This window comes from Mesonia sp. K4-1, assembly GCF_008017825.1.
Taxonomy (GTDB): Bacteria; Bacteroidota; Bacteroidia; order Flavobacteriales; family Flavobacteriaceae; genus Mesonia.
The window spans coordinates 64164-82611 of the sequence record NZ_VRLS01000040.1; the positions used below are offsets into that span (position 1 = coordinate 64164).

Annotated in this window: 15 protein-coding genes; 8 read left to right on the plus strand and 7 right to left on the minus strand. The window is 32.4% G+C overall.

The genetic code is table 11. From position 1 onward, the window contains the following. Nucleotides 1–10: 10 nt before the first annotated feature. Nucleotides 11–2557, minus strand: a complete 2547-nt coding sequence (gyrA, locus tag FT986_RS06520; RefSeq protein ID WP_147864395.1) for a DNA gyrase subunit A — start codon at nucleotides 2555–2557, stop codon at nucleotides 11–13. 242 nt (nucleotides 2558–2799) lie between these two features. On the opposite strand from gyrA, the gene FT986_RS06525 reads away from it, so the two are divergent. Further along, a complete protein-coding gene (locus tag FT986_RS06525; protein WP_147864396.1) occupies nucleotides 2800–5364 on the plus strand; it encodes an ATP-dependent Clp protease ATP-binding subunit in 2565 nt (854 codons plus the stop codon). Between the two features lie 114 nt (nucleotides 5365–5478). Here FT986_RS06525 and FT986_RS06530 read toward each other — a convergent pair whose 3' ends face one another. The 3 genes from FT986_RS06530 to FT986_RS06540 are packed head-to-tail and all read right to left on the minus strand — an operon-like array spanning nucleotide 5479 to nucleotide 9782. Then, complete coding sequence (locus tag FT986_RS06530; protein WP_147864397.1) at nucleotides 5479–6681, minus strand: hypothetical protein; 1203 nt, start codon at nucleotides 6679–6681, stop codon at nucleotides 5479–5481. A gap of 24 nt (nucleotides 6682–6705) precedes the next feature. Beyond that, nucleotides 6706–8220, minus strand: coding sequence for a histidine ammonia-lyase (gene hutH, locus FT986_RS06535; protein WP_147864398.1), 1515 nt, complete (start codon nucleotides 8218–8220; stop codon nucleotides 6706–6708). A gap of 35 nt (nucleotides 8221–8255) precedes the next feature. After that, nucleotides 8256–9782, minus strand: a complete 1527-nt coding sequence (locus tag FT986_RS06540) for an NAD(P)H-hydrate dehydratase (protein ID WP_147864399.1) — start codon at nucleotides 9780–9782, stop codon at nucleotides 8256–8258. Nucleotides 9783–9896: 114 nt separating this feature from the next. Between FT986_RS06540 and gcvT the strand changes: the two genes are divergently transcribed. The 4 genes from gcvT (at nucleotide 9897) to FT986_RS06560 (ending at nucleotide 13002) form a co-directional block, all read left to right on the plus strand. Then, a complete protein-coding gene (gene gcvT / locus FT986_RS06545) occupies nucleotides 9897–10979 on the plus strand; it encodes a glycine cleavage system aminomethyltransferase GcvT (protein WP_147864400.1) in 1083 nt (360 codons plus the stop codon). A 121-nt stretch (nucleotides 10980–11100) separates the two neighbouring features. Then, nucleotides 11101–11904 carry a sugar nucleotide-binding protein gene (locus FT986_RS06550; protein ID WP_370451145.1) on the plus strand — a complete coding sequence of 268 codons (804 nt, stop codon included), beginning with the start codon at nucleotides 11101–11103 and terminating at the stop codon, nucleotides 11902–11904. Nucleotides 11905–11944: 40 nt separating this feature from the next. Continuing rightward, nucleotides 11945–12232, plus strand: a complete 288-nt coding sequence (locus FT986_RS06555) for a 4a-hydroxytetrahydrobiopterin dehydratase (protein ID WP_111540312.1) — start codon at nucleotides 11945–11947, stop codon at nucleotides 12230–12232. Nucleotides 12233–12282: 50 nt separating this feature from the next. Beyond that, nucleotides 12283–13002 (plus strand): YebC/PmpR family DNA-binding transcriptional regulator, encoded by a 720-nt coding sequence (locus FT986_RS06560; RefSeq protein ID WP_111540313.1) that lies wholly within the window; start codon nucleotides 12283–12285, stop codon nucleotides 13000–13002. A 113-nt stretch (nucleotides 13003–13115) separates the two neighbouring features. On the opposite strand, the gene FT986_RS06565 is transcribed toward FT986_RS06560, so the two are convergent. Beyond that, nucleotides 13116–13553 carry a PepSY-like domain-containing protein gene (locus FT986_RS06565; RefSeq protein WP_111540314.1) on the minus strand — a complete coding sequence of 146 codons (438 nt, stop codon included), beginning with the start codon at nucleotides 13551–13553 and terminating at the stop codon, nucleotides 13116–13118. 170 nt (nucleotides 13554–13723) lie between these two features. On the opposite strand from FT986_RS06565, the gene FT986_RS06570 reads away from it, so the two are divergent. The 3 genes from FT986_RS06570 (at nucleotide 13724) to FT986_RS06580 (ending at nucleotide 16644) form a co-directional block, all read left to right on the plus strand. After that, nucleotides 13724–14398, plus strand: coding sequence for a response regulator transcription factor (locus FT986_RS06570; RefSeq protein ID WP_147864402.1), 675 nt, complete (start codon nucleotides 13724–13726; stop codon nucleotides 14396–14398). Then, nucleotides 14398–15666, plus strand: a complete 1269-nt coding sequence (locus FT986_RS06575) for a HAMP domain-containing sensor histidine kinase (protein ID WP_147864403.1) — start codon at nucleotides 14398–14400, stop codon at nucleotides 15664–15666. Before FT986_RS06570 ends, FT986_RS06575 begins: the two co-directional genes overlap by 1 nt. 120 nt (nucleotides 15667–15786) lie before the next feature. After that, a complete protein-coding gene (locus FT986_RS06580) occupies nucleotides 15787–16644 on the plus strand; it encodes an SdiA-regulated domain-containing protein (protein WP_147864404.1) in 858 nt (285 codons plus the stop codon). A gap of 77 nt (nucleotides 16645–16721) precedes the next feature. Here the strand turns inward: FT986_RS06580 and FT986_RS06585 are convergent, their stop codons facing one another. Together FT986_RS06585 and FT986_RS06590 are read right to left on the minus strand one after the other, a co-directional pair. After that, complete coding sequence (locus FT986_RS06585; protein WP_111540318.1) at nucleotides 16722–17201, minus strand: Lrp/AsnC family transcriptional regulator; 480 nt, start codon at nucleotides 17199–17201, stop codon at nucleotides 16722–16724. A 70-nt stretch (nucleotides 17202–17271) separates the two neighbouring features. After that, nucleotides 17272–18414, minus strand: coding sequence for a M14 metallopeptidase family protein (locus FT986_RS06590; protein ID WP_147864405.1), 1143 nt, complete (start codon nucleotides 18412–18414; stop codon nucleotides 17272–17274). Between the last annotated feature and the right edge of the window lie 34 nt (nucleotides 18415–18448).

The window sequence follows — 18448 nt, forward strand, 5'->3', positions numbered from 1 at the left end:
TTGTTTTTGTTTATTCTTCTTCGTCGTTGGTGTTTTCAATAGTTGTGCCATCTTCATTTACGGTAGCATCTAAAATGTCCTCATTTTCATCATCATCTTCATTAGCAACCTTAGCAACTGCAGCAATAGAATCATTTCCTTTTAAATTAATTAAACGAACTCCTTGCGTTGCACGACCCATGGTACGTAAACTTTCTACCGCAATTCTAATAGCTATACCTGATTTATTAATGATCATTAAATCATCATTATCAGTTACACTTTTGATAGTTACCAGCTCTCCTGTTTTTTCGGTTATGGAAATGGTTTTCACTCCTTTTCCACCACGGTTGGTGATTCTATAAATCTCCTCTCCGGTTTCAGGGTCATTGATGAATGTACGTTTACCGTAACCATTTTCAGAAACTACTAAAACGGTTTCTTCTTCTGGCTTCTCTACAGCAATCATTCCTACCACTTCATCTTTATCATGAGCTAAAGTAATACCTCTTACACCAGAAGCATTTCTACCCATTGGACGTGTTTTACTCTCTTCAAAACGGATACATTTTCCACTTTTAAGCGCTAACATTACTTGACTATCTCCTGTTGTAAGTTTAGCAGAAAGTAATTCGTCACCTTCTTTAACTGTAATGGCATTAATACCATTTGTCCTCGGACGAGAATATTGCTCTAGGGATGTTTTTTTAACCTGCCCTTTTTTAGTAGCCATAATCACATAATGACTATTAATATACTCTTCGTCTTTTAAATCTTGAGTACAAATAAAAGCGTTTACTCTATCTTCAGGATCAATATTGATTAAATTTTGAATCGCTCTTCCTTTAGAAGACTTACTTCCTTCCGGGATTTCGTAAACGCGCATCCAATAACATTTTCCTTGTTGTGTAAAGAAAATCATGTATTGGTGATTAGTTCCCACAAAGAGATATTCTAAGAAATCTTCATTTCTAGTGGTAGTAGCTTTAGAACCAACTCCTCCTCTATTCTGCTTTTTATATTCTGAAAGTGGAGTCCTTTTAATATATCCTGCGTGAGAGATAGAAATTACTACCTGTTCATCTGGGATCATATCTTCTATACTAAGATCTCCTCCTGCGTGGTTAATTTCAGAACGTCTTTCATCACCATATTTTTCTTTTATCTCTAAAAGTTCTTCTTTGATGATAGACATTCTTCTTTCTTTACTCGCAAGAATATCTTTTAAGTCCTCAATCGTTTTCATTAACTCTTCATACTCGGCACGTAGTTTATCTTGCTCAAGACCTGTTAATTGTCTTAAACGCATTTCTACGATGGCTTTCGCTTGAATTTCTGTTAACTCAAATCTATCTATTAATTTTTGACGAGCTTCTTCTGTATTACTAGATGCACGAATTAAGGCTATTACTTCATCAATATTATCTGAAGCAATAATTAAACCTTCTAAGATGTGTGCGCGATCTTCTGCTTTCTTTAATTCAAATTCAGTTCTTCTTACTACAACTTCGTGACGGTGTTCTACAAAATATTGAATCATGTCTTTTAGATTCAACATTTGAGGTCTTCCTTTTACTAATGCAATATTATTTACACTAAACGAAGATTGCAGCGCGGTATGCTTATATAAGGTATTTAGAACAATGTTTGGAATAGCATCTCTCTTAAGAATGTAAACGATACGCATCCCGTTTCTATCAGACTCATCTCTAATAAGGGAAATACCTTCAATTTTCTTATCGTTTACTAGGTCAGCCGTTTTCTTAATCATATCGGCTTTATTTACCTGATATGGAATTTCAGTAACCACGATGCATTCTTTTCCTCTCACCTCTTCCATAGTGGCTTTAGCTCTCATAACAACTCTACCTCGACCAGTCTTAAAAGCTTCACGAACACCATCGTAACCGTAAATAATTCCTCCAGTAGGAAAATCTGGAGCTTTTACATGCTCAATAAGTTCATCAATTTCAATATCATGGTTATCAATATAAGCCATGGTACCATCAACTACTTCCGATAAGTTGTGAGGAGGCATATTAGTAGCCATACCTACCGCAATACCACTAGCTCCATTTACCAATAGGTTAGGAACTCGTGTAGGTAAAACCGTTGGTTCTTTTAAAGTATCATCAAAGTTAAGAGAATGATCTACCGTATCTTTATCGATATCGGCAAGCATATCTTCACTAATTTTACGCATTCTAGCCTCGGTATATCGCATTGCTGCAGGGCTATCGCCATCTACAGATCCAAAGTTACCTTGACCATCTACCAACATATAGCGAAGACTCCATTCTTGTGCCATCCTTACCATGGCATCATATACAGATGTATCTCCGTGGGGGTGGTACTTACCAAGAACTTCTCCTACAATTCTTGCTGATTTTTTATGTGCTCGGTTGGAAAGTACGCCTAATTCATACATTCCAAATAATACTCTACGGTGAACTGGTTTTAAACCGTCACGTACATCTGGCAGAGCACGTGACACAATGACTGACATTGAGTAGTCAATGTAAGCCGATTTCATTTCATCTTCAATGTTGATAGGAATTAACTTCTCTCCTTCAGCCATAAAAATTTATTTAGTTAATTTAATATTCTAACGTGGCAATTTAAGCATTTCAGCTATTCTTTAAAGCCATTCTGCAAGATTTTACGTATATTTTATTAACAAATATTTATCAGCCGTTCGTTAATAATTAAATGCTACTATTCTTTGATTTTACGCGGATATTTTGTCTATTAGCATAGTGTCTTTATTGAGGTACGGTTTTTGAACTTATGAGTTGAATTTAATTTAGAGAGAAGACAAAAATGGACGATAATTTTTCACCCAGAGTAAAAGATGTTATAACATACAGTAAAGAAGAGGCTCTTCGTTTAGGTCACGATTTTATTGGGACAGAACATTTAGTCTTAGGATTACTTAGAGATGGTAATGGGAAAGCCATAGATATACTAGAGTCTTTAAATATAGATTTAGATCATTTAAGAAGGAAAGTAGAAATTTTAAGTCCGCTTAACGCGGATAGCTCTACGCTTTCTAATGAGAAAAAGAATTTACATTTAACAAGACAGGCAGAAAGAGCTTTAAAAACCACCTTTTTAGAAGCTAAACTTTTTCAAAGTTCGTCGATCAATACGGCACACCTTTTATTATGCATTTTAAGAAACGAGAATGATCCTACTACCAAACTTTTTAATAAGCTTAAAGTAGATTATGACAACGTTAAAGACGAATTTAAATCTATGATCACACAAGATAATGATTATTTAGAAAGCCCTACATCAGAGTCTTTTCCAGATGATGATACAGCTTCTAGCGAAACCCCAAAAAATAACCCTTTTGGTGGATCAAACCCAAAGGCAGGGAAAGCTAATAAAAAGTCTAAGACCCCTGTTTTAGATAATTTCGGTAGAGATTTAACCGAAATGGCCGACGATGGAAAATTAGATCCTGTGGTAGGTCGTGAAAAGGAAATTGAAAGAGTTTCTCAAATATTAAGTAGAAGAAAGAAAAACAACCCTTTACTTATTGGAGAACCTGGAGTTGGTAAAAGTGCTATCGCTGAAGGTTTAGCTTTAAGAATTGTACAGAGAAAAGTGTCTAGAATTCTTTTTGACAAACGTGTAGTTACCTTAGACTTAGCCAGCTTAGTAGCAGGTACTAAATACAGAGGTCAGTTTGAAGAACGAATGAAGGCGGTAATGAATGAACTTGAAAAGAATGATGACATTATCCTTTTTATAGATGAAATTCATACTATTGTAGGTGCTGGCGGTGCTACTGGAAGTTTAGATGCTAGCAATATGTTTAAACCTGCCCTAGCTCGTGGTGAGCTGCAATGTATTGGTGCTACGACATTAGATGAGTATAGACAGCATATTGAAAAAGACGGAGCTTTAGAAAGAAGATTTCAAAAAGTAATTATAGAACCTACAACTGTAGATGAAACTATAGAAATTCTTAACAATATTAAGTCAAAGTATGAATCTCATCACAATGTAAATTACACAGATGAAGCTATTGAGGCTTGTGTAAAACTGACTAATAGATATATGACCGATCGTTTTTTACCAGACAAAGCTATTGATGCTTTAGATGAAGCTGGATCTCGTGTTCATATTACCAATATTGAAGTCCCTAAGAAAATATTAGACTTAGAACGCCAATTAGATGAAGTTCGAGAAACTAAAAATACGGTTGTTAAGAAGCAGAAGTATGAAGAAGCTGCCAAACTTAGAGATGACGAAAAGAAAATTGAAAAGGAACTAGAAGTAGCTCAAGAACGTTGGGAAGAGGAATCTAAACAACACAAAGAAACCGTAACAGATGAGCATGTAGCCGATGTTGTTTCTATGATGACCAGCATTCCTGTAAATAGAATCGCACAGACTGAAAGTAACAAATTAGCCGAATTACCTAATCTAATTAAAGGAAAAGTAATCGGTCAAGATGAAGCTGTTAATAAAGTAGTAAAAGCGATTCAGCGTAATAGAGCCGGACTTAAAGACCCTAATAAACCCATTGGTTCATTTATATTCCTAGGTCAAACAGGAGTTGGTAAAACTCAGTTAGCCAAAGTATTAGCAAAAGAATTATTTGACAACGAAGACACACTTATACGCATCGATATGAGTGAATATATGGAGAAATTTGCGGTTTCCAGATTAATTGGAGCACCTCCAGGATACGTAGGTTATGAAGAAGGAGGACAGTTAACCGAAAAAGTAAGACGTAAACCTTATGCGGTTGTTTTATTAGACGAGGTTGAAAAAGCGCATCCAGATGTATTTAACATGATGCTTCAGGTGTTAGATGATGGTTATTTAACCGATAGCTTAGGTCGTAAAATAGACTTTAGAAATACGATTATCATTATGACCTCTAATATTGGGGCACGTAAGTTAAAAGATTTTGGACAAGGAGTTGGTTTTGGAACTCAAGCGAGAAAAACTCAAGCCGATGAAAATACTAGAAGTATTATAGAAAATGCACTTAAAAAAGCATTTGCACCAGAATTTTTAAACAGAATTGATGACGTAGTTATTTTCAACTCTTTAGAAAGAGAGCACATTCATAAAATTATTGATATTGAATTAGCTAAATTATTCTTTAGAATTGAAGATTTAGGTTACAACTTAGAGTTAACTGATGCTGCAAAAGATTTTATTGCAGAAAAAGGATTTGATCAACAATATGGAGCAAGACCTTTAAACAGAGCAATTCAGAAATATGTAGAAGACGCTTTAGCGGAAGAAATTATTACTTCAAAAATGGCAGAAGGTGATCATGTAAAAATGGATTTAGATAAGGAGAAAAAGGAACTTACCATTGAGATAAAGAAAGCTGAAAAAAAGAAAGAAGAATCAGAATAAAGATATAACCCTATAAAAGCTAACCAAATAAAAACCTCATAGATAAATTATATGAGGTTTTTTATTATTTCAAAATTAATTCCGCGTAAGCAAGATCAAATAAAGTGGTGAGGTTTATAAACTACAGTTCCCTTGTTGAAAATCTTGATTGGTAGGGTTATAAGCATTGTCATTTATAATTAAATCCCCGCTAAATCCATTTTGTAAAATATTTTCTAGTCCGCAAAAATCCGTTAATTGAGAGTTCATATTCAATAGAAGATTACCACTAATGCTTTCTAATGAAGATAAGCCGTCTACATTCAATAGATTGTCGTTCCTATAAATACCAACACCACCATCATTAATAAATTTTAAATTATCTAAAAAGCTAACGTTCTCTAACGAAGTGCTATTTATGGAAACGTATTCTACATTGTTTACATTTTGAAAAGCCGTTACGGTATGTAAGTTGAAGTTTCTTTCAAGAACAAACTCGTATGTTGTAGAGGTTAAGTTATTAAAACCACCTATTTCTTCAAGAACTTCATTATTATGAATATGGATATTCCAAAGGTTTTCGATATTCAAGAAGCCCGATACATTTATTAAAGAATCATTTCTACTAATTTCAAAAATTCTTCCTACAAAATTCAGTTTGTTAAACCCTGAAATAGAAGAAATACCTGTATTAAGATCTATAAAAAACTCCTCTCCTACACTCTCTAAATTACTAAAAGAGTTTATTTTAAAACTCCCTTCGTTTTGATAAATTTTAAAACTTCCTTCTACTTGTTTTAAATTTTGAAACCCAGCTAATTCTTCTAAAGAATCATTCCACCAAAAGTCAAAGTCTCCGTCAATTATCTCTAAAGAATTAAAACCAGTTATTATTTTTAAGGGGCCTGTTTGAGTTATCATAAAATCTTGCCCTACACTTTGAAGTGCATTAAATCCAGAAATTTCTATTAGATTTTTCACATCGCCATCATAACCACCCCCATAAACAAAATCTAAACCTACTTTTTCTAAATTCTGAAAACCATCTACAATTGAAACATTACCTAATACAGAAGATATACTAAAGTTTTTAGTTACTTCTTTTAAATTAGAAAGTGGAGAAAGATCGGTTATTGGGTCTGTGAGAGACTCTCCATAAATGGAAAAATTACCATCTACGTAATTGCAACCAGACTCTCCAAATTCATTTATTTCTGTTTGGGAAGTAAGTATAATATCGCCAACACAAAATTCATTAGAATCATTATCCGTAGAATCATCACTACTACAAGAAGCCACTAAAAAAAGTGGTACTATAAACTTAAATATATATTTCAAAACTCTTAATTATTAAATTTAACTCTAACTACAAAACATTAAATCTTTATCAATACTAAATTGATGTAAAAAGCGCTTAGCATTTGCGATTTCGGTAGCCATGACTTTGTCTTGTTTAACTACTGGGACCTCTTCCCTAAAACCACTCACAAGTTGTTCTATGAAAGGTGAAGATTTTAAAGGTTCTCTATAATATAATGCTTGTGAAGCATTAAATAATTCAATAGCTAAAACTGAATTTAAATTTTCTACCACTTTGATAAGTTTGGTAGCTGAATTTGCCCCCATACTTACGTGATCTTCTTGTCCGTTTGAAGAAACAATAGAATCTATACTCGCTGGTGTACACAACTGTTTATTTTGACTTACAATACTTGCTGCCGTATATTGTGGTATCATAAATCCGTTATTTAGACCAGGATCATCCACTAAAAACATGGGTAAGCCACGTAATCCAGAAACAAGCTGATAAATTCTTCTTTCAGATATATTAGCTAATTCCGCGACAGCGATAGCCAAATAATCCATGGCTAAGGCTAAAGGCTGACCGTGAAAATTCCCTCCTGAAATTATTTTATCCTCCTCTACAAAAAGATTAGGATTATCGGTAACGCTATTAATTTCGGTCTTAACGGTCTGATAAACAAAACGAATAGTGTCTTTTGAAGCACCGTGAACTTGAGGAATACATCTAAAAGAATACGGGTCTTGTACGCTTTCTTTCGTTTTTTCGGCAATCTCACTTCCTTCTAAGAAACTCAAAATTCGCTCCGCAGTTTTTACCTGTCCGCGATGTGGTCTTACTTCATGAACCAGAGGATCAAAAGGTGATAAATTACAATCAAAACCTTCTACAGAAACCGCTCCAATGGCATCTGCCAAATAAGAATGTTTATAAACCTCTATCAATGAAAATACCGCGTGAGCACTCATAAACTGAGTTCCGTTAAGCAAAGCTAAACCTTCTTTAGATCTTAACGCTAAAGGCTTCCATTTTTTAGATTTTAATACTTTCGCTGCTGTTTCTACTTTTCCTTTATACATCACTTCTCCTCTACCTAATAATGGCAAAGACATATGAGCTAAAGGTGACAAATCTCCAGAAGCTCCAAGAGAACCTTGTTCATAAACTACTGGTAAAATGTCGTTATTAAAAAATTCAATTAAACGCTCTACCGTTTGTAAAGCGATCCCTGAATGTCCGTAACTAAGAGATTGAATTTTTAAAAGCAACATGATCTTTACAATCTTGTCATTAACCTTATCCCCTGTTCCACAAGCATGAGAGATAACCAAGTTTTCTTGTAATTGAACGAGTTTATCTTTAGAGATTTTTACATTACACAAAGAACCAAATCCTGTATTTATTCCATAAAAAGGCTCAACTGAATTATCTATTTTTTGATCTAAATAATTTCTCGATTTTTGAATATATAATTTAGCTTCTTCACTTAAAGCTAATTGAATATTTTCATCAATTATTTTTTGAATATGGTGTATATCTAATATATCTCTACTTATATAATGGGTTTCTCTCATAGTTAATTTGTAAATAGGTTAGTCAATTCGCAAAATTAAGCTTTTGTTTCAGGTTTTTCAAACAAACTGCGAATCGCTTTTCCTAAATATTCTATGATGTCTCCAGCAATCAATGCTTCTGGAACAGAATCAGCTATTACCATATCTCCTGCTTGCGCATGAATGTAAACTCCAAATACTGCAGCAATGGCTGGATCATAGCCTTGTGCCAATAATCCAGTGATTACCCCAGATAACACATCTCCACTTCCTGCCGTTGCCATACCAGGATTACCGGTGGTATTTATATAAATATTATCGTTAGAAATAGTCATGGTATAAGAACCTTTAACCACTACGGTTACTTTATATTTTTTAGAATACTCTTGTACCTTATCAAGCTTTTCAAAATCATTTTTCCAACTACCAATTAAACGTTCTAACTCTTTAGGATGAGGAGTTAAAACAGACTTTTCTGGTATTAACTCCAATAATTCTGGATGCTTACTCAACATATTAAGTCCGTCTGCATCAATAAGCATAGGAGTTTTCACTTGGTGAAGCAAACTGGTTAATAGTTCAATCGATTTTTCGTGAGTTCCTGCTCCCATTCCAAAACCAATAATATCACCTTCCTTCAGCTCTAATTGAGTTTCAACTAAATGAATGTCGTGAGGCACAACATTCACCATAGCTTCGGGTAAACTAGTTTGTAAAATATCATACCCACATTGCGGAATTACCGATGTCAACTTCCCTACGCCTGTTCTTAATGCTGCTTTACTAGAAAGAACAACGCTACCTATCATACCATAACTTCCACCAACAATGTATGCATGCCCATAATCTCCTTTATGAGTAAACTTAGACCTTGGTTGGTATAAACTTACCGCTTGCTCCTTTCCTATTAATATCGCTTTCGCGGATGTTTCAGCTAAATACTTTCTATCGATACCTATATCAATAATTTGAACGTTTCCAGCATAAGAAGCTGTTTCTGGTAAGAAAAATGCCAACTTTGGAGCCTGAAAAGTCAATGTATAATTCGCTTCTACAATGGGCTGATCTTCAATTACACCATCTGCCAGCATACCTGAGGGCATATCTATGGCGACTTTAAAGGCTTTTGAATCGTTGATACGAGTAATTAATTTTTGCACCCAATCTACCAGTGGTCTGTTTAAGCCAATTCCAAATATGGCATCAATCACAAAATCGTTAGATTTAATTTCAGGAAAATCTTCTTCAGATTTCAAAAGAACAGGTCTACTTTTAGTTTCTTCTTTAACCACTCTATAGTTTGCTAAAAAACCATCTGACCTTTTATCACTGTAATTAACCACATAAACATCTACGTGATAACCTTGTTCCATTAACTTTCTAGCCACCACGAGGCCATCTCCTCCATTATTTCCTATTCCACAGAAAACTTTAATTTTTATTTCAGCTCCATTTAGTCTGTTATTGATTTCCTCAAAAATTTTAGTAGATGCTCTTTCCATAAGCTCCAAAGAAGTAATTTGTTGATTTTTTTGAGTAATTTGATCAGCTTCGTGCAATTGTTGAGCAGTAAATATTTTCATTGTTTTTCTGTTTTACACAAATATAACATTCTTTAAAAACTTGATGTAAATAAACTCCAATTTGATTGTTGGTAGAATAAATGCAATACTTTACATTTGCAAAAATTTTATCCTATGAAAAGCACACAACTTACACATATCCATGAACAATTAGGAGCCAAAATGGTTCCGTTTGCAGGTTATAACATGCCTGTTTCTTATGAAGGCGTAAACGCTGAACACGAAACAGTTCGTAAGAATTTAGGTGTTTTTGATGTTTCTCACATGGGGGAATTTTTGGTTTCTGGACCTCAAGCGTTAGAGCTTATTCAAAAAATAACTACGAATGACGCTTCTAAATTAGTAGATGGGAAAGCACAATATACTTGTATGCCCAACCATGATGGTGGAATTGTTGATGATTTGATTATCTACAGAATGAATGAAGAAAAATATCTCCTTGTTGTAAATGCATCTAATATCGATAAAGATTGGAACTGGATTGCTGAAAACAATACGATGGAGGCCGATATTAAAGACCTTTCTGAAGAATATTGTTTACTAGCCGTTCAAGGACCAAAAGCTATCGAAGCAATGCAGTCTTTAACACCAATTGATCTAGCAGCGATTAAATTCTACAATTTTGAAATTGGTGAATTTGCAGGAGAAGAGCACATCATCATCTCTGCTACAGGTTATACTGGAAGTGGCGGATTTGAAATTTATTGCAAAAACCAAAATGCAGAAGCTATCTGGGCTGCTATTTTAAAAGCAGGAGAAGATTACGGAATTAAGCCTATAGGACTTGCAGCAAGAGATACCTTAAGATTAGAAATGGGGTTTTGTCTTTACGGAAATGATATAGACGATACAACATCTCCTATCGAAGCAGGTTTAGGATGGATTACTAAATTCAGTAAAGATTTTATTAGTTCAGAAAAATTTAAAAAAGAAAAAGAAGAAGGTCCTACACGAAGATTAGTAGGCTTTGAAATGCAAGAAAGAGGAATCCCTAGAAAAGATTATCCTATTGTAGATAAAGATGGTAATGAGATTGGCTATGTAACCTCTGGGACGCAATCTCCTTCAACAGGTAAAGCTATTGGAATGGGATATGTAAAAACCGAATTTAAAGCAGTAGACACTCCTATTTTTATTCAAATTAGAAAGAAAACCATTCCGGCAACGGTAGTAAAATTACCTTTTTATAAGGCTTAAATCTACTTTTCATTTATAAAAAACTAGTGTTCAAGAAAATTTAAGACCTTCTTAGCACTAGTTTTTCATTTTTACACGTTTTAAAAGAAAAGCACTTATTAAAAACATAAAAAAAATATTAATCCTTGGCGGAAGCGGTTTTTTAGGTCAGGCTCTTTACAAAGAACTCCTGCCTTATTTTAATACACACGGCACCTATCGAACTCCGCATAGTACCTGGGATAACAACCAACAATTTCATTGGTGGGACGGAGAAACAGAAAGTGTAAGCTTTTTATTAGAGTCGTTACAACCAGATCTTATCATTTGCGCTTTACGCGGAAATTTTAACGCACAAATTTACGCACATTTTGAAGCCATTGAATATGTAATGAAAACCGATAACAAAATCATTTTTCTATCTTCTTCTAATGTGTTTGACGCCTTCTCCAATTACCCCTCTTACGAATACGACAAAACCTTATCAATAAGCGTATACGGGCGTTTTAAAATTAAAATTGAAAATGCTTTACTGCGTTTGCCAGTAAAAAATTATGCTATCGCCAGAATTCCTATGATATACGGAGCTAATTCTCCGCGTTTAGAAGAATTAAAAACCTTTCATAAAATAGAAGAATCTATAGAGGTTTTTCCCAATGTAGTAATGAATGCTACTAGCATAACCCGATTTACCCAGCAAATTCATTATATAATTAATCACAATTTAGGAGGAGTTTTTCATTTAGGAAGTAAAGATTTAATTCATCATAAAGATTTGGTGATGGAAATATGCAAGAAAATAGACCTTCATGATCTTACGTTTAAAAATGTTTACGACTCTAATGAAGATCGTTTTATAGCCGTTTTACCCAAAGACAATTTGCTACCCGATAATTTACAGTTTACCGTAGAAGATGTTGTAGAAGATTCAATAGTGTTTCATTAGACTTTATTACCTTTAAGCTTAAACAAAATTAAAATCAAAAATGGAAAAATTAAGCGAAAAAGAAATCAGCGATAAGCTACAAGAATTTGAGGGTTGGGAATTTCATGAAAACTCTATTCAAACCAAATTTGAATTTGAAGATTTTAAAGAAACTTTCTCTATTATGACGCGTATTGCTTTTGAAGCAGAAGCCCAACAACATCATCCAGAATGGACCAATGTATACAATACTTTAAGTATTTCTCTTTCCACTCACGATGCTGGCGGTGTGACCGAAAAAGACTTTAAATTGGCTGCGACCATAGAAAAGATAATCGAGGTAGAATAACAAAGGTATTTTTATTAAATTTGCTACCATTCAAATCAATATAGAATATTATGGGAAGAGCTTTTGAATTTAGAAAAGCACGAAAAATGAAACGTTGGGCAGCTATGTCTAAAGCGTTTACGAGAATAGGAAAAGATATTGTGATGGCCGTTAAAGAAGGCGGTCCAGATCCCGATGCTAATTCTAGACTTAGAGCGGTGATACAAAACGCCAAATCGGTTAACATGCCCAAAGATAATATTGAGCGTGCGATAAAAAGAGCTAGTGATAAAAGCCAAGGAGATTATAAAGAAGTATTATTTGAAGGTTACGCTCCACATGGGATTGCCATCTTGGTAGAAACCGCTACAGATAACAATACAAGAACCGTTGCTAACATTCGTTCTTATTTTAATAAATGCGATGGTAGCTTAGGCACTTCGGGATCTGTAGAATTTATGTTTGACCATACCTGTAACTTTAAAATACCTTCAGAAGGTCTAGATGCAGAAGAATTAGAATTAGAGTTTATAGATTTTGGCGCCGAAGAGGTTTTTGATGATGAAGATGGAATTTTAATTTACGCCCCTTTTGAAAGTTTTGGAGCTATTCAAAAAGAATTAGAAGATCGCGAAATCGAAATTATTTCTTCTGGTTTTGAACGTATACCTACCGTAACTAAAAAACTTACTAAAGAAGAACAAGAAGATGTAGAGAAGCTTTTAGAAAAAATTGAAGAAGATGATGATGTACAAAACGTATATCATACCATGGAAGAAAGTGAAGATTAATATCTCACACTATCTATAAAAATGTCATTTGAGCGTTGTCTAAAAATTTTTACGCTAATGAAAAGATTTTGACGCCGCTCAAGATGACAATATGATAAATTTTTCTTTAAAGATTAATCTAATCTTTCAGACAAAACTTTTCCGTTTTTATCTAAAGTCAATACCATTTCTTTATTAGAATTTTCAACCTCTACTTCATAAGTAACCTCATTGTTAATAGTAGTCATTTCAATATCTTCTATTTCAAATGAAGCAAACTTATTTTTTAAGGTAGATAAAATACTGTTAGGCAATTGAGAAGACATTATTTCTACTTCTCTTTTAACTTCTTTTCCATTTGGTGCGTACCAAACTTCTTGTTCTTGACGGTCTAAATCAAATTCAACTTTGTAATTATCCATATCTTTTTCCCATTCTACGTCGCTAACATTGGTAAATTCTTTTTCAAATGAAGAAATTAAATTTGCAGGCACTTCTTCTTTTTTTAAATCTTGTGCGTGCATTGCAAAACTTGCAAAAAGAAATAATAAACTTGTTTTTAAGATTTTCATAGCTTTTATTTTTTAAATTATACTACAAATTAAAGACCTAAAACTGTAATCAATTTGGAATTTTTACATCCGTCAAGCGGAATTATCCCAATTTCTTATAGAATTCAATTGTACATTTATAATTTCAAATTCTAAACAGATAAATAAATCCTTGCTTTAAAAGAAATATTATGAAAATATTGATTATTGAAGATGAAATAGACATGCTCGAAAACATGAAACAATCTTTAGAAAAAGAAGGTTTTTTGGTAGAAACTGCACCAAATAAACAATCTGCATTTTCGAAAATAGGGATTTATAATTACGATTGTATTTTATTAGATATAGGTTTACCCGATGGCAACGGACTTGATATTTTAAAGGAACTTAAAAATAATGGAATTAATGATGGAGTAATCATTGTTTCGGCCAAAGATTCTTTAGACGATAAGCTAAAGGGGTTAAATTTAGGAGCCGATGATTACTTACCTAAACCTTTTCACATGGCCGAATTAAATGCACGGGTTAAAGCCGTTTTAAGAAGAAAGAACTTTGAAGGTAATAAGAATATTGAAATTGGTAATCTTATAGCTAATCCTGAAGAAAGAACGGTAATGGTAAATAATATTAAGATTGATTTAAACAGAAAAGAGTTAGACATTTTACTCTACCTTATTGCTAATAAAAATAGACTTGTAAACAAGACAGCTTTAGCAGAACACGTGTGGGGAGATCATATAGACCAAGCCGACAATTTTGAATTTATATATTCTCAAATAAAAAACCTTCGTAAAAAACTAACTATCCATAAGTCAGATATTGAAATTAAATCAGTTTACGGAATAGGTTATAGATTAGACATTTAATGAAACTTCTAAATTATACCAGTAAATACTTTGTAATTATTTTGTTGTTCATCATTTTTATATGGGCAACATTCTTCTATTATTCTATGCTCGATGAAATTTATGATAGTATGGATGATGGTTTAGAAAACCAAAAAGGTTTAGTGCTACAAAAAGCAAAAAAAAATCCTTCTATACTTGAGCAAAAACAATTTGAAGATGGATATTATATGATTCATAAGTTATCTCAAAGACCAAAAAAATTAGGAATAGATCATTATAGAGATACTCTAATGTTTATGCAAAACGAGGAAGACTTTGAGCCCGTTAGGTTACTCGAAACTTCTTTTTTAATGAAAGACAATTACTACAAATTAAAGGTAATTACTTCAATGGTTGAAGAAGACGACCTTATAGCAGATCTTTTCTATTCTATTTTATGGCTCTATCTGGGCTTAATTTTAAGTATCTTAATTCTCAATAATTTCTTATTAAAGAACACCTGGAAGCCTTTTTACAATCTATTAGACAAGCTCAGGAATTTTAATATTGAAACTGAAGAGAAAATTTCTTTTGAAACCACTAAAATTGAAGAATTTTCTCTTTTAAACAAGAATATAGAACAATTACTATATAAATCTCAAGAGAGTTTTAAACAACAAAAACAGTTTATAGAAAATGCTTCCCATGAACTGCAAACTCCTATTGCTATTAGCATTAACAAATTAGAACTTATTTTAGAAAAAAATAATTTAAACGAAGAACAAGCCAAAACCTTTAGCAGCGTTTTGCAGCATCTAGAAAGACTAAAACGCTTTAATAAATCACTCTTATTATTAACTAAAATTGAAAACAATCAATTTATTGTTGAAGAACATATTAATATAAATAAATTACTTAAACAGTTAGTAGAGGATTTTTATGATTTTTCTAATTATAAAAATTTAACAATTCAACTCATCTCACAAGAAGATCTCAACTATTATATTAATAAAGATTTGGCAGTCATTTTATTTACCAATCTCATTCAAAATGCTGTAAAACACGGAAAAAAAGATTCTCAAATTGAAATACTTATTAGTAAAAACACTGTAATTATTAAAAATGAATCTGAAAAAAATATTCCGCTTGACGGAGAAAAAATATTTAATCGCTTTTATAAACAAACCGGTTTACAAAACTCTACAGGCTTAGGCTTATCTATTGCTAAAGCGATTAGCAACAAATATTCTTGTGGTTTAAGGTATTATTATAAAGACCAACACTGCTTTGAAGTTAATTTTTTATAAATTATAAGCTAATTGTATAAAAATTTTAAACTTGTTAAAGTCTTATAAAATAAGTCGATTTTCCAGTTTCATTACAGATTCTAGTTTTAATTTAATTTTTGAAATTTTAAATTAGAAATCATGTTTTTTAAAAAAATAGAGTTAGCGATAATTATAGGAGTTTTAATAGTCGTTTCAGGAATTGGCTTTGCTTTTAATTATTCTCCCAAAAAAGAAGCTTTAAGTAATAAAAATTATTCTATTATAGAAAAATGGGATTTACCTAAAGAATTACAAGAAGTTTCTGGGATTAGTTGGTTAGGAGATAATAAAATTGCTTGTATAGAAGATGAAAGTGCTGTTATTTATATTTTTAACTTAGAAACTTCTGAAGTAGAAAAAGAAATAAAATTTGGTGCTCCTGGCGACTTTGAAGGTTTAGCTACATCTAAAAATAAGGCATATGCTTTGCGAAGTGATGGGACAATTTTTGTGATTGAAAATTATAATAGTAAAGATCCCCAAACCAAGAAATTTGATACTTTTTTAAACAGTAAAAACAATACAGAAAGTTTGACTTTAGATGATAAAAACAATCGCTTATTAATTTCTGTTAAAGATAATGATCCGTTTACTAAAGAAAGTAAGGGAATTTATGCGTTCGATTTAAGTAGCAAGAAATTAAAGAAAGAGCCCATCTATGAGTTAGACTTTAATAAAGATTTTTTCAAAAATTACAAAGAGAAGAAAATAGAAAAAACATTTAGACCTTCTGAGGTCGCAATACACCCACAAACACGAGATATTTACGTTTTAGAAGGTGTAAACCCAAAGTTACTAATATTGGATGCAAAGGGTAGGTTTAAAAGTATAATTAGGTTAGACAAAGATGATTTTAATCAAGCTGAAGGCTTAACGTTCTCCCCCAATGGTGATTTATATATCTCTAATGAAGGAAAAAAAGAATCTGGAAATATTTTAAAAGTCCACCTTAACTAAAGAGAAGACATTGAATTTGAAAAATAAAAAAAGCTGCATAAAATATTATGCAGCTTTTTTTTATGGATAACTATTTATTATAGTTCCTTGAAAATAGAATGCATTAAACGCTTTTTATCGTTTAAGCTCTCCTCTAAAGAAATCATAGTTTCTGTTCTATAAACACCTTCAATATCATCTAATTCAAAGATAATTTGTTTTGCGTGTTCTGTATCTTTTGCTCTAATCTTACAAAAGATATTAAACTTACCTGTAGTTACGTGTGCTACCGTTACAAAAGGAATTTCATTTATACGCTCTAAAACAAATTTCGTTTGAGATGTTTTTTGTAAAAATACACCTACATAAGCAATAAAAGCATAACCTAGTTTCTTATAATCTAAGGTTAAAGATGATCCAACAATAATTCCCGCTTCCTCCATTTTCTTAACACGAACATGAACAGTACCTGCAGATATTTTCAATTTTTTTGCAATATCTGTAAAAGGAGTTCTCGTGTTGTCGATTAAAATATCTAAAATTTGATGATCAACTTCATCTAATCTAAACTTTGCCATTTATTTAATTTTGTTTTTTTAAAGATTATGCAAAAATAGTACAATTTTGTTGATATATAATTAGTTAAATTTAAGTTTTTGTTAAATTTAGTAAAAATTTCTTACCATCTAAGCTTATTTCTTGAATTTCAGTAATATTGCTAAAGTCTAAAATACTATTAATCGTTAGTACGGCTCCTTTAGCATCAATTTCATGATGACCATAGGTAGGTTTCTTCGCAATTTCTTTTACTAAAAACGGCAAAAAGATCACCTTATTATCTTTTAAGACTTCTTTATATTGAATCGCTAAACAATCTTTTTTATTCCCTATGTTCCTTATTACTATATCGTGGAAACATTTTTTATTTTCAGGAATTTTGAAATAATCACGGTAATCGACGTCTTCATATTTGTTTTTGATAATTCCCCAACTCCCTTTTAGTAAAGAAATAAAGATAAATTTTCTCGTCTCCTCTCTTTGGTAATCATTTTGAAAATGTCCCGCCTCAAATAATATCGTAGGGAAACCTAGATTTTGTAATGTATCTCCTACACAGTTTAAATTAAACCCATCATCATACCTTCCTACTTGATTAGGAATAGTTTCCTGCAGACTTTGATTCATATATGCTATAAGTTTCATGGCTCTCTCTCTAGTGTCATTTAAAGCTCTAGATTCATTAAATGCAGGAGATAAAAATGAAACCGTAGCAGGTTTTGCAGGTTCTCCAACTCCAAAAATAGTTCTTTGATCATGTAAATTAAAACAAAAGTGAGGCTGAAGCTCTTTATACACCTTTTTAAAGGCCTTACTTTCTGGTTGAGTGCAATCTTGAGCATCTCTATTTAAATCGACAGCGTTTTTATTTACTCGTGTATAAGCCTTAGCTCCATCAGGATTTAATTGCGGTATAATTGTGAATGAAATTTGTGACAATATTTCTTTCGCTTCCGCGGAATTGCTTTGCAAAAAACCTATAAAGTCGATTAATGCTTTTGTAGTGGTCGTTTCATTTCCATGCATCTGTGACCACATAAGAACTTTAATTGATCCTTCTCCTAGTTTTAACTGAGTGATAGGACGTTTTTCAACCGATGTTCCTATTATACTTTTATGAGTTTCTGGGAAAGTATTTATAAACCTATCTATAGTTTCTTGTGATATATACCTACCTAAAAAAGAGGCGTTCTTATATGTTCCTGCGGTATCTAATAATTTGTTTATTTCCATAGTTTACAAAAGTAAACATTCTCTTTTTTACATT